At 45.4% G+C, this 12506-nt stretch carries 11 protein-coding genes; 2 read left to right on the top strand and 9 right to left on the bottom strand.

The genetic code is table 11. From position 1 onward, the window contains the following. The first annotated feature begins 136 nt into the window (after nt 1-136). Nucleotides 137-1105, top strand: a complete 969-nt coding sequence (cysK, locus tag BM099_RS14160) for a cysteine synthase A (protein ID WP_090728782.1) — start codon at nt 137-139, stop codon at nt 1103-1105. Between the two features lie 197 nt (nt 1106-1302). Here cysK and BM099_RS14155 read toward each other — a convergent pair whose 3' ends face one another. The 5 genes from BM099_RS14155 to BM099_RS14135 form a co-directional block, all read right to left on the bottom strand. Then, the gene (locus BM099_RS14155) at nt 1303-1848 is read right to left on the bottom strand and encodes a YfiR family protein (protein WP_090728781.1); all 546 of its coding nucleotides are present in this window, start codon (nt 1846-1848) and stop codon (nt 1303-1305) included. Between the two features lie 2 nt (nt 1849-1850). Next, nucleotides 1851-3935, bottom strand: coding sequence for a TonB-dependent receptor plug domain-containing protein (locus BM099_RS14150; RefSeq protein ID WP_177201186.1), 2085 nt, complete (start codon nt 3933-3935; stop codon nt 1851-1853). Between the two features lie 295 nt (nt 3936-4230). After that, nucleotides 4231-5166 carry a Dyp-type peroxidase gene (locus BM099_RS14145; RefSeq protein WP_090728779.1) on the bottom strand — a complete coding sequence of 312 codons (936 nt, stop codon included), beginning with the start codon at nt 5164-5166 and terminating at the stop codon, nt 4231-4233. Nucleotides 5167-5268: 102 nt separating this feature from the next. Further along, a complete protein-coding gene (locus tag BM099_RS14140) occupies nt 5269-6132 on the bottom strand; it encodes a sulfurtransferase (RefSeq protein ID WP_232349044.1) in 864 nt (287 codons plus the stop codon). 18 nt (nt 6133-6150) lie between these two features. Next, nucleotides 6151-7434: a tryptophan--tRNA ligase gene (locus BM099_RS14135; protein WP_090728777.1), complete on the bottom strand. Its 1284-nt coding sequence runs from the start codon at nt 7432-7434 to the stop codon at nt 6151-6153. A gap of 290 nt (nt 7435-7724) precedes the next feature. Between BM099_RS14135 and yaaA the strand changes: the two genes are divergently transcribed. Next, nucleotides 7725-8522: a peroxide stress protein YaaA gene (gene yaaA / locus BM099_RS14130; RefSeq protein ID WP_090728776.1), complete on the top strand. Its 798-nt coding sequence runs from the start codon at nt 7725-7727 to the stop codon at nt 8520-8522. Nucleotides 8523-8601: 79 nt separating this feature from the next. On the opposite strand, the gene BM099_RS14125 is transcribed toward yaaA, so the two are convergent. Genes BM099_RS14125 through BM099_RS14110 form a run of 4 tightly spaced genes read right to left on the bottom strand, consistent with a single transcriptional unit; the run spans nt 8602 to nt 12439 of the window. Further along, nucleotides 8602-9459, bottom strand: coding sequence for a Tim44 domain-containing protein (locus BM099_RS14125; protein ID WP_090728775.1), 858 nt, complete (start codon nt 9457-9459; stop codon nt 8602-8604). Continuing rightward, nucleotides 9459-10364 carry a DMT family transporter gene (locus BM099_RS14120; RefSeq protein ID WP_090728774.1) on the bottom strand — a complete coding sequence of 302 codons (906 nt, stop codon included), beginning with the start codon at nt 10362-10364 and terminating at the stop codon, nt 9459-9461. Before BM099_RS14120 ends, BM099_RS14125 begins: the two co-directional genes overlap by 1 nt. Continuing rightward, nucleotides 10364-12055 (bottom strand): potassium channel family protein, encoded by a 1692-nt coding sequence (locus BM099_RS14115; protein ID WP_090728773.1) that lies wholly within the window; start codon nt 12053-12055, stop codon nt 10364-10366. Before BM099_RS14115 ends, BM099_RS14120 begins: the two co-directional genes overlap by 1 nt. A gap of 3 nt (nt 12056-12058) precedes the next feature. Next, the gene (locus BM099_RS14110) at nt 12059-12439 is read right to left on the bottom strand and encodes a DUF6394 family protein (protein ID WP_090728772.1); all 381 of its coding nucleotides are present in this window, start codon (nt 12437-12439) and stop codon (nt 12059-12061) included. Nucleotides 12440-12506: the final 67 nt, after the last annotated feature.

The following is a 12506-nucleotide window of genomic DNA, read 5'->3' as shown; positions in this document are numbered from 1 at the left end:
ATTCACCTGGCAAAATTAACAGAAGATGAACAAGTTAAGTATGATTAACAATAAACATATAGCAAAGGAATCTGTAAAAATAACTTTATCGGCAGTACACTTCAGGCAATATCACTCAATAAGATAGGGTAACAAAATGCCGGTTTTTCAAGACAATTCACTCTCTATTGGAAATACTCCACTCGTCAGACTCGCCAGACTTGCACCTGATGCGACCATCTTAGCCAAGATAGAGTCTCGCAATCCGGCAGGTTCGGTAAAATGCCGCATCGGTGCCAGTATGATCTGGGCTGCTGAGAAATCGGGCCAACTCAAGCCCGGCATAACACTAGTTGAACCAACCAGTGGTAATACGGGCATTGCTCTCGCTTTTGTCGCCGCATCACGGGGTTACTCGTTAAAGCTCACTATGCCTGCTTCTATGAGTATTGAAAGACGCAAATTAATGAAAGCGCTGGGGGCTGAAATCATCCTCACCCCGCCGGAAAAGGGCATGAAGGGTGCCATCGATAAAGCCCAGGAAATTGTGGATAGCAACCCTGAACAAAATTTAATGCTTCAACAATTCCAGAACCCAGCCAACCCCTCCATCCATGAACAAACCACTGGGCCTGAAATCTGGAATGACACGGATGGCAGCATTGATGTACTCGTTGCTGGCGTTGGCACCGGGGGGACGATTACCGGCGTTTCTCGTTATATCAAACAGACTAAAGGCAAAGCCATTATCAGCGTTGCTGTCGAGCCCGTCGACTCACCCGTCATTACTCAGTCATTAAATAAAATGGAACTAAAACCTTCGCCACACAAAATCCAGGGAATAGGTGCAGGCTTTATACCGGGAAACCTGGATTTAAGCATCGTGGATGTTGTTGAGCAGGTCAGCAATGAAGAAGCAATTGCCACAGCACAACGCTTAATGAAAGAGGAAGGTATTCTTGCAGGTATCTCCTGTGGTGCGGCAACGGCCGCCGCTTTGCGACTTGCGGCACGCCCGGAATACAAAGGAAAGACCATTGTCGTGATTTTACCTGACTCAGGCGAACGCTACCTGTCGACAGTTCTTTATGACGGAGTATTTACCGAAAACGAACAAGTTCAGTAAATGTAACAGCAAGGGCCACTCGCCCCGGGTGGCCTTTATTGAATATTTATTGAGACCTTTGCACGAGCCGGAATTTTGTTTACTGGCAAAGCAAAAGCGCACGGAGTAAGGGAGTTTATGTTTATAAATGACCGATTGAGTACGCTTTTAACGCCGCCAGAGGACAAAGGAGCAATCGTACAAAGGTCTCTGAATGATTAACGTTCGATTCTGACCACCCGCAATAATTTTGAACTGACTTTAAAGCCAGCTTCCTGTAAACGCGTCAGATTCATTGCCACACGTACTTTACGTCCTCGGGTCTCAAAACCGACCATGCCCATTCCCCCTGATACAAAACCATCTGCATCACCAATCAGTAATGTTCCAGGCTGATCAAAATCCACCAACGAATCAGCCTCCAACAATGCGCTCTCCTGCAGGTAGATAAGATGACAGTTTTCAGCCTCTGACAGATAACTATAAGGGACAACAATCAGTGAACGGCCATTCATCTGTTCATCTTGCACAACCGCCGTCAGTTTATCGACCAAAGCTTGATCAGCAAGCGCACATAACCGATATTCAGCCGATAAGCTCTTATGTTCAGGCCATTGAATAAAGGATAAGAAATTATAGATATACACCGTCTTAATATTATCGACAGCGTTATCTTCAGCCAATGCGACTGAACCGAATAACAAACATCCACCCAGCAGTATTGGCTTGATAATAACCCTAAGCATGGAAAATAAGGTTTCCATTCTTAAAACCTGACCGTGAGTTTGGCTGAAACACTACGATTTATTTCCGTACTTTCCGGGTAGCCACCCACATTCAATGGTGATGTACTAAACTCCTGATGGGTATCCTGCAAAAGGTTCTGCCCGACAATACTGAGCTCCACCTCTGGTGAGATCTGCCATCCGACTCTGACATCTGTTCTGACATAATCATCAATACCATCGTCTCCAAATACCAGGAAGTCTGATCCGGTCGATGATAACGATGACACATAATAGACCCCAAGATCCAGCTCCAGAGTTGCTGTCAAATCCCAGCTGGAGTGCAGTGAAAACTGATGTTTCGGGGCCTTATTTGTAGATATCATAGGTTCTGTGAATGCGGGCAAGCGACTCATCGACGTTTGTAACAAACTGTAGGAAGCCTCCAAACGCCAATTTGGCTGCACCGTCCATCGGGTGGATAATTCAACACCATAGGCATCAGCCTCCGCACCATTAGCAATACTAAGTTGACCTGGGGTGCTAGTGCTTAAAAATGGATTAAACAGATTATCAATATTGATAGTCGTTAGATCACTGTACCAATAACGAAATACAGTCACATCGAACGCCAACGTATTTTGTGGATTATACCTAAACCCTAACTCCCATGACGTCAGCTTTTCTGAGCCATGGTTTGGATTACCTGTGAGCTCATAAGCATTCTTAGGACTAGCGTTCGAGGTTTCTAACCGGGAAGGAACACGCGAGGAATAAGACAGCGCACTCCATAACTGAGTCTTAGGACTTACCGACCATATCCCTCTGATCGTCGGTTGCCATTGGTTACCGGAAATTGAAGAATATTCATAACCCACTCCAGTTAAGACTCTAATATCCTCCGAAACATTCACTTCACTCTGCACAAATGCATTTATCACATTATTACGCTGGGAGGCAGGCCCAAACGAAACAACTGACGTGGGTGACAAATTGGGCTGCAGATCATCCGCCACAGACCTGACGCCCATACCCCAGGCAAACTTTCCCAGACTATTTTTCCAGCCACGCTCAAAATCGATATCAAGTGCATTAGCTTGCTGATCTAATTGGTAATCTTCCCGCTGCGAGTAATCCAGATACGCCTGTATAGTCTGCCAATCATTATTGCTCACCTGCTTCCAGCGAGCCAACAGATGACCACCTGAGTATTTTTGATTATCCCTGATGTCCATCATGCAAAATGTACACAGTCCATACTGCGGAAACGCTAAGGCAGCAAATACTTGATCCTCAGTGGCACCATTAAGCAACATATTATTAATTGCCGGAGCCACAATCGTATTAAAGTCGGGTCCTGATGAAACTTTTTCGGATGCGAATAAACGCTGATCTGACTCTCCACGAAAGTAACCAACATCTAACAATAATGACTCTCCATCACCAAAGTCCGTATCCGTGCGCAATGATAATCGTGTGTGCCTCGCATCATCATTAGCCACAGCACCCTGGCCAAAACCTGAATGTGAGGTGGGCGAGTTCTCTTCGCTCATTGTCCCTTTAACGCTAAACCTGTAACTGCTGCGATCGTTAAATTCGCCAGCATAACGCAATCCCACTTCGCGATTTTGATTTCCCAATGATCCAACAATTTCTCCCCCTTGTGTAGCAAATGAGGAACGAGTAATGATGTTAATAACTCCATTCATCGCATTCGCACCCCACACAGCGGAACCGGGCCCACGAATAACCTCAATACGTTCAACATCCTCCATGCGGACATCTTGCATATCCCAATACACGCCACCAAAAGTATGGTTATATAAACTTCGGCCATCCAATAACACTAAAAATTTATTGGCGAAGGTCTCATTAAACCCTCGCGAATTGACCGCCCATGAATTACCACTCACAGCAGCGACATTTAAGCCAGGCACTATACGCAAAGCTTCAGGTACATTCCTGGCACCAGAGCGGCGAATACTTTCTGCCGTCAATACGTAAACCGAAGCCGGGGTCTCAATAACCTTACTGGGAATTTTGGATGCGATACCCACTTCAAGCGAAGAAAGCTCATCAATGGACAGGGCTTTGAGATCATCGAGCGACATATCATCTGAAGCCATTACAACACTATTAAGTAAAAATGCACTTACCCAAAATAACGTCCTGTATCCAAGCGTTCCTGACATGTATCTGCTTCCAGAAAAAGAGAATTAAAATCAGTCGGTACTCATGTAAATACTACTGTAAATACTTCTGTACCCTGAACAAATTAAAAGATGACGACTCAACAGTGTAAACCGGCATCCGAAGATCAGTTAAAATCCATAAAAACCACACATATCTATCAACAGATACACTTATACTAACTATCGGCCATCCGGCAACAAATATTAGTTTATTATGAACTTCATAGACTTACTGTAATTTCTCAAACCAACTCAAAGGGGGAGCAAAGAACGCCTGACCCGTTATCGCCGTAGTAAATTGCATCAATTTATCGGTATGCCCATTGCCGTCACCTTCAACCATACTCTTTAAAATCAGAGTAAAGCTTTCAGGTGTTCGACAATAACTGGCAAATAACAGCCCCGCTTCCGTCAGATTGCCGTAAGGCATGCTATGGCGGAGTATTTCAACGGACTGGCCGTGACTATCTTTCAAAGATGCGCGTTTCGTATGTGCGGTAAGAGGTTTTTCATTCGATGGATACTCAACATTATCCTCCTTGGTTCGCCCGTATACATCTTCCTGATCTTTCACGGATTGTGCACTCCATCGATCAAGATTGTGAACATAGCGCTGCAAATGGATATAAGATCCCCCGGCAAAAATGTCATCCTCATCACCGACAAGAGCAACCGCTTTTTTATGATCACCTTGTGGATTTTCTGTGCCATCCACAAAGCCCGTTAAGTCTCTGGCATCCAAATAGCGAAAACAGGACACGTCCTCTGCAATCTCAACCGCATCACTGAACAATGCCATTAACTCCCGAGCCAGTTTATAAGTAATATCCCGACGGTTCGATCGTAAGTGCAAGAGTAAATCGACCGGCGTTGCAGGCATATTGACGACACCCTGCATTATCGGAAAAGGAGTTAACAGGGCAGGCCTGCGTTGCCAAGCGTTCGGTAAATGGAAGGTCAGCCGATCCCAATAGTCACTGCCTATTGCAACTACTGCATGCACAGATTGCGCCGAAAAGCGCTCCTGAAACTGAGAAACAGACTGTTGTATCTGCTGTAACGCATGGATAATTTCCTGATCCCGACCCTGCTTAACATTCAGGGTGATAAATAACGCATCACTACTCGCTGGTGCAATAACACCTGATTGATAATTGGCTGGCATATCAGTTCCTCCTTAGCTGAGATTGCCTTTATCATAGCCGCTATTTGCAGCAGATCACCAATAACTAAAACCAAAGTCACTGATAGACCGCGTTTATAGGCATCAGACTGACGCTATAGGCCGTGATTTATCTTCAATCCATTCACTCCATGAACCCACATACAATACCGAATTATCCAATCCTGCATGCGCCATCGCCAGAATATTATGGCAGGCTGTCACACCCGAACCGCACATATGCACGACGGGTAAATCAGTGTTTATCAACACAGACCACTCTTCTGCCAATTGCTCTGCTGACTTAAAAACACCACTCACTGTCAGGTTATCCTGAAATGGACGGTTTAATGCACCGGGGATATGCCCTGCGACAGAATCAATGGGTTCAACTTCGCCCTGAAAGCGCGGCGCTGCCCGAGCATCAACTAATTGAACAGAGGCTAGCTGCCCTTGCAGCTCTTCACTACTAATAACAGGCATCCCGCCGTTACCGCTCACACTGTTTTCCTGATAAGTCGCTTTTACAGGAAGAAGCACATTAGTCGTCACCTCTCCGCACTGCTGTACCCAGGCAGGGTAACCTCCCTCCAGAACAGCAACCGCCTCATGGCCAATGAAACGAAGCAACCACCAAAGACGAGCGGCCATAGCACCGCCGCAATCATCATAAGCAATGACCTGAGTATTTGCTGTCACTCCGGCCCTGCCAAGCTTATCTTTAAGTTGCTCAAGGTCAGGTAAAGGGTGACGTCCTGTCGTTGGGGTAACGGGAGAAGAAAGATCTTGCTCAAGATCCATAAACTGAGCAGCGGGGATATGCCCTTCCTTATACAGCTGGTGTCCTTTAGTCACATCAGCCAAGTCAAAACGACAATCAAATATCACCCACGCCTGCGGTGAATAATCTTTCTGCAACGCGTCAACACTCAGTAACGTCCGGTACATACCCACCTCTCTGGCTCGCATCTTTTAACTCACGCTTTTTTAATTCACGTATTGGGCTAGCTCTGTTTTTAATACGTCCAACTCATTTTGAGCTTTTTGTTTCTGTTTTTTCTTCAGTCCCTCAACTTCGGCGGTTTTCTCTGCCAATACCTGCAGCGCCGCTTCTGCTTTATTATCAGATGACTCTACTCGCTCAAACAATGACTTTAATTGCATAAGAATCGCCCGACGGCGCCCCTCTTCCACGCGTAACAATTCCTCAACACTTTTCTCTTTTTTAACCTGAGTACCGGTCTCGGGTTGCACAGGTACATACGTCAAAGGACGGATACCCGCAGCAATACGTATCTTTTCCATAAAGGGTGCTGATTTCTCACGCGCTTTGTATGCGCCTTTTTGTAAGACATCCTCAACAGCACCAAGATCACTCATCAATTCATGATAACGAGCACGCGGGTCACTCAACTGGCTATCCAGATGTTCAAATAACTCGCGTTTCGCCTCACCCCACCCTATCCCTTCCTGATACTTCTGGCGCATTAGGGCAACATCGTGCCCTGTTGCAAAACGACTATATAACTGGAATAACGTACTGTTATCGGGATCTTTAGGTTCGCCCGGACCTCGGGTATCGGTGACAATTTGATTGATCAATCTGCGCAACTCATCAGCCGAACAAAACAAGGGGATTGTATTATCGTAACTTTTTGACATTTTGCGACCATCCAGCCCGGGAATAAGCGGCGAAGACTCATCCACCTGAGCAACAGGCAATGCAAACAAAGACTCATACGTATGATTAAAACGTCCGGCAATATCCCGCGTCATCTCGATATGTTGGACCTGATCTTTTCCAACCGGAATAATATCAGCATTAAACATCAGGATATCTGCCGCCATCAATATCGGATAGCTGAACAACCCCATTGTCACGCCGTCATCCAGATCTTCTTTACCGGCTTCACGATTGGCATCAACCGATGCTTTATACGCATGCGAGCGGTTCATAAGGCCTTTAGACGTCATGCACGTCAGCAGCCAGGTCAACTCTGTAATTTCAGGAATGTCTGTCTGACGATAAAAGGTGGCCTTATCAGTATCCAGCCCCAGCGCTAGCCAGGTGGCTGCAATTTCCTGAGATGAGCGCGCAATACGTGCTGGATCATGACACTTTATCAGTGCATGATAATCCGCCAGAAAGAAGAAACTGTTATAGCGGGCATCCTCACTGGCCTCAATAGCAGGCTTGATAGCACCCAGATAATTACCAATATGTGGCGTGCCGGTTGTCGTAATACCGGTTAATACTGTCTTTTTAGACATTACAGATAAATCCCAAAACAAATCAAAGAAAAATTGGCTTAATAATACACAATATCAAGTTGTTATGCCTACCCATCTTGTTTGCGCATCATCCGTTTACTGGTTTGCCCATCGCTCGCTTAACTAAGCGTCTATTACTTTCCAGCCCTGTGAATCAATGCTAAAAGGGGGTAAATTATCGGGGCTTTGACAAGAGCAACGTCAGAACAATATGACAACCCCATAACAACCTCATTACAATTCAATTAAAATAGCCTGAATGCCTCCCATACCCAACAGAACGGAATACTATGCTGACACTTATTTCGCCCGCTAAAACGCTTGATTACGAAACGCCTGCACATACAGACCAACACACTCTGCCTCGCTTTCTGGAGCATTCCAACGAGCTAATCAGTGTTTTAGAGCAACTTTCGGTTCAGGGGGTCGCCGATTTGATGAAGCTCAGCGACAAACTCGCCAGCCTTAATGTTGCCCGCTATAACTCATGGCCAACCAAACTAACAAGCGAAAATGCAAAGCAAGCTATTCTAGCCTTTAAAGGTGATGTCTATAGCGGACTGGACGCAGCCACCCTATCCAATGAGCAGCTCAATTATGCTCAACAGCATTTGCGGATTCTATCGGGGCTATACGGCGTACTCAGGCCGTTGGACTTAATGTATCCTTACCGTTTAGAGATGGGTACAAAGCTAGACAACCCTCGTGGTACAAACCTTTACCAGTTTTGGGATAACAGACTCACGGTATCTTTAAACGAAGAGCTAAGCGAAGAGTCAAATGATGAACGCCATCAGAATGACAATCCGGTTGTAGTCAATCTGGCGTCCAATGAGTATTTTAAAGCGATAAAGCCCAAAATGCTCAATGCCCGCCTGATAACACCGGTGTTTAAAGACTGGAAACCAGGACAATATAAAATTATCAGTTTCTATGCTAAAAAAGCACGTGGTTTGATGGCGCGCTATATTATTGAGAATAAAATTGACACACCTGAAGCCTTAAAAGAGTTTGATTCTGAAGGCTATCGCTTTGCCGAATCAATGTCTGAAGGTAATACCTGGGTATTCATTCGTGATCACGAATAACATGTCTGTTACAAAAAATACTCGTACAAAATAAAAATGGCGCTAAAGGCGCCATTTTCATATCGATAATACAAAGCGTTTACGAAGGCTGTTCAATTCCCACGATAAACCACGATGCATTCTCTTCGCTTAAATCACGTTTCAGATGCCAGATCTCACTAAATTCACTGGTGTGCTGATCCTCTGACTCTTTTAACCATCCATAAAAATGAATGCTGGCAACAACATGATCCTGATTATTAATAAAGTTAATCAGTTCGGACATCACAGATACCACTTCTGTCTGCTGCTCTTCAGGGTATTTGACACGCTCCGTTTTTAACTCTTCCAACAACTCCGGCGTAGTATAGGTCGAAATTTCAGACCAATCCTGACGATCCCAGGCAGCCTGCAGATTGGTGAAATGGTCACGCGCTCCATTCAAAAAAGTAACCTTATTGAACCACGCAGGTAGTTCAAGGTCAGGCTCAGACAGCTGAGTACTGGCTGCTGACATCGGTGTAAAGTGGTGTGTTTGAGAAGGTTCTGCCGTTTCAGGTTCCATGGATCGATGTTGATGTCCGGCATAGCTGGGTACAGGCTGGCTTTTACGCATCATCGCAAACACTTTAAAGGCTATAAAAGCGATAGCGGCTATCATCAGAATATCCATCATCTGGATTCCATCAAACGCGCCACCCATGAACAATGAGGCCAGCAAACCACCGGCTAGCAAACCACCTAACATTCCACCCATGCCAGCTTTTTTAGCAGTACCTGCCGCCGCATTTTGTGCAGGTGCAGCTTTTTGCTGAGTCGGTGATGGCTTTACCGACTTTGGCGCCGTATATGATTTCCCAAAACTAAAACCTCCACCTAAACGCTTTGCCTGTGCTTCTGGCGCCACGATACTCAGTGTAAAAAACATCATGAAAACTGCTAATAGAACGTTACGCATCAACTACCTCTATTTAATTTCGGAATCCGTTTCATTACATTAGTAATTACCGCAAGGTATATCCCAATGAATATTAATACCATACCTGTTAAATGATAAGCGTGAATTCCCTCCCCTAAAAATATCGTTGAAAGTAGCATACCAAATAATGGCATAAGATGAATAAATAAGCCCGCTTTAGCTGCACCTAATTCAGCCACGCCACGATTCCAGAACAGATGCGCCAGAATAGAGGGAAAAACAGCCATATACAATATGGATCCGAACGCCTCAGGCTTCCATATAATAGGAGCGGCGCTCTGCAACTCCAGCAAACTGAAAGGCAACAGCGCAACAACTCCTACAATAACGGTCACGCCAAAAAAAGTAAAACCATCAAGTTCCGCAGGGCGCCAACGCAAACAAATCGAGTAACTTGCCCAGCACAACACCGCTGCCAAAATCCACAAATCTCCTTGATTAATATCCAGATTGAGTAATTGGCCAGGCTGCCCCAATGAGATCAGCGTCAACACCCCTAACAGCGAGCAAACGACTCCTATCCACTGGCGGAAAGACACCGTCTCTTTTAAAAAAAAGCCAGAAATAACTAAAATGATAATGGGGATTGCCGATTGCAGCAAAGTAGCATTGGTTGCTCCCGTTGTCGTCAGTCCAAGATAAATGAACGTATTAAAGCTACCGACACTTAGAACACCGAGTGGTATGAGTACTTTCCAGTGTTTTACGATCTTACGCCAATGCGCTTTCAACTTAGGCATTAAAAAAGGCAAAATTATCAGTAATGCAACACTCCAGCGCAGCTCTGCCATCGTCACCGGCGGCAGCACATTATGCATGGCTCGCCCGAGTACAAAATTACCCGCCCAAAAAAGCGTAGTCAGCGTGAGTAACAAATAAGCCATTATGAGTCCTTATTGAACCAACGGGATAACAGGGTGGAGTTCGCGTCTTTACCAGTCAAGATGTATTGCAGCACGTTATAGTTATTTACCGTCCACTCAACTTGTTTGAATGCCTTACTCAAACCGCAAAAGAGAATCTCATCGCCCAGTTCTAACTCAGTCAGTTCTCCCGGCAAAATTTTAATAGTTTCGCCACGGCGTAACATTAATGGGAACGCCGGTAACATATGACTGCGGTCACGCGGATCCTTAAGAAAAACCTTCATTTTAATAACAGTTGCCTCTTCCAGCGCCATCTGTATTGCGGGTGTGTCCGCTTCGCCAATAGTAAATGCCCAGCTATCCAACTCATACTCGCCAACGACGCTACTCATACGATTCAATAAAGTATGCGCCCAGACATCATCATAGCCTTGTAAGGCATCTATAAAGGCAGGCAAGAGCGGCGTTTTTATCTGCGCCATAATCTGATTCGCAATTATTCTGCCAGGCTCCATGACAAAATCAGCGCCTGAATGACGAAAAACTAAGCGGTTCGCATCCAGGTTTTGTCTGACAACCGTCACCAACTTAGGTTTAAGCTGGCGCGCTGTCATAATAATAGAGAGGTTATTGGCATCGTTTTCTGTTCCTGCAACAATACCTACCGCTTCATGGATACCCGCCTCTTCCAGCGTTTGAGCTTCAGTTCCAACGCCCCAGATCTGATGCTCGGTTTGATTGACATTGTGTTCTTTTGCATCAACAACCGTAATAGACACATCGTCCGCTTTAAAAGCTTTGTAAAGCGACCGACCAAACCGACCAAAACCACAAATAATCCACCGCCCCTGCTTTAGCTGATAGACACTGGATAGAGGACGATGATAAGGATTGACCAGCCAATCATACACCAGATGTTTATACGGGGAATGGATGGCCATGGACAGATATCCCGCATAAGCCTGAAACGGATCAACCACCTGGTCAGTACCAAACGAAAGTAAGTTCGCAGTGGTAACTTCAGATTCAGTGCGACTGATCACCAAGCGTTTAGGCATCAGTAGTTTACTGGCAATAGAGACTGCCAAATTAGAGTTGTCATCATCTGTCAGCGCAAGCACACCTATACAATGAGGGTGCTGAAGCCCTGCGTCATCTAACACATCGGGTAAAGCCGCATCGGCACATAAGCCTGGTACACGTATCGGCAAACTATCCATTTCCAGATCGTCAATGCGTTCCTGCTTGATATCTATCACGACCGCTCTGATATCTCTGTTGGCGAGTTTATGGACAATCACTCGCCCAGTAACACCGTAACCACAGATGAGATAAAACGGTTCAGCAATGCCTATCACTTCGCTGGTGAAAGCGCGGCGGCGTAATAAGCGACCAAACACGGGCTCCTGTAACAAGGCTAACATCGAACCAATACCGTATAACCATGCGACCACCGTGGCATAGATCATTAACAGCGTCCACATTCTCTGCGCATCAGTGAATGCAAAAGGAATCTCACCAAAACCAATAGTCGTTCCCATAAAAGAGACAAAATACACAGCGTGGAAAAAATCCATATGCCAGATATTGCCGTCATTATCTTGTCCGGGGATCAGGACAAAACCGAGAACAGAGATTGAATAAACAACGATCATCGTGATGAAAGGAACACGAAGTCGCCGTAATAAGAGATAAAAGACGTTATTCATAATTTAACGACGAACAACAATGGTCTCAACCACCAGCAAAACAACAGAAATAATATTGGCGAGAAGCGCACCGCCAGAAAGCGACACTATGCTTGACATCATCGAAGCGGTCATTCCGCCGCTTATCTGTTCAGCAAACCCCCATAAAGTAGCAGCAATAACTAACTGTAAGTCAGCCACCAGGCTGGTCGCCAGCATTAGTGCGCCAAGATGTGTCCGATCACCAAACTTCAGCACAGTACAGATCATACTGACCGTCAGCGCGGCAAATAACTCAAACTCATTATGATGAACTACCTTATCGATATCGCCGAGAAAAAAGCCGAAGTTCAGCGTCAGGGCCAATACGATAAAGAAAGCAAAAATCACCTTTTCACGATTCATCAGAACATCCTTTAATATGAGTGAAATAGAACCGATTGTATCGGCTGTTGATAAATATGGCTATGCT

This window comes from Neptunomonas qingdaonensis, from assembly GCF_900113275.1.
In the GTDB taxonomy this organism is placed as follows: Bacteria; Pseudomonadota; Gammaproteobacteria; order Pseudomonadales; family Balneatricaceae; genus Neptunomonas; species Neptunomonas qingdaonensis.
The sequence above is the reverse complement of the archived record's forward strand: the minus strand, read 5'-3'. Positions and strand labels throughout refer to the sequence as shown.

What these genes read in the sequence shown, in the direction of transcription:
- BM099_RS14115 (WP_090728773.1), bottom strand. Translation starts at nt 12,055, where the DNA reads ATGAATAACGTCTTTTATCTCTTATTACGGCGACTTCGTGTTCCTTTC.
- cysK (WP_090728782.1), top strand. Translation starts at nt 137, where the DNA reads ATGCCGGTTTTTCAAGACAATTCACTCTCTATTGGAAATACTCCACTC.
- BM099_RS14150 (WP_177201186.1), bottom strand. Translation starts at nt 3,935, where the DNA reads ATGGCTTCAGATGATATGTCGCTCGATGATCTCAAAGCCCTGTCCATT.
- BM099_RS14135 (WP_090728777.1), bottom strand. Translation starts at nt 7,434, where the DNA reads ATGTCTAAAAAGACAGTATTAACCGGTATTACGACAACCGGCACGCCA.
- yaaA (WP_090728776.1), top strand. Translation starts at nt 7,725, where the DNA reads ATGCTGACACTTATTTCGCCCGCTAAAACGCTTGATTACGAAACGCCT.
- BM099_RS14125 (WP_090728775.1), bottom strand. Translation starts at nt 9,459, where the DNA reads ATGCGTAACGTTCTATTAGCAGTTTTCATGATGTTTTTTACACTGAGT.
- BM099_RS14145 (WP_090728779.1), bottom strand. Translation starts at nt 5,166, where the DNA reads ATGCCAGCCAATTATCAATCAGGTGTTATTGCACCAGCGAGTAGTGAT.
- BM099_RS14120 (WP_090728774.1), bottom strand. Translation starts at nt 10,364, where the DNA reads ATGGCTTATTTGTTACTCACGCTGACTACGCTTTTTTGGGCGGGTAAT.
- BM099_RS14110 (WP_090728772.1), bottom strand. Translation starts at nt 12,439, where the DNA reads ATGAATCGTGAAAAGGTGATTTTTGCTTTCTTTATCGTATTGGCCCTG.
- BM099_RS14155 (WP_090728781.1), bottom strand. Translation starts at nt 1,848, where the DNA reads ATGGAAACCTTATTTTCCATGCTTAGGGTTATTATCAAGCCAATACTG.
- BM099_RS14140 (WP_232349044.1), bottom strand. Translation starts at nt 6,132, where the DNA reads ATGCGAGCCAGAGAGGTGGGTATGTACCGGACGTTACTGAGTGTTGAC.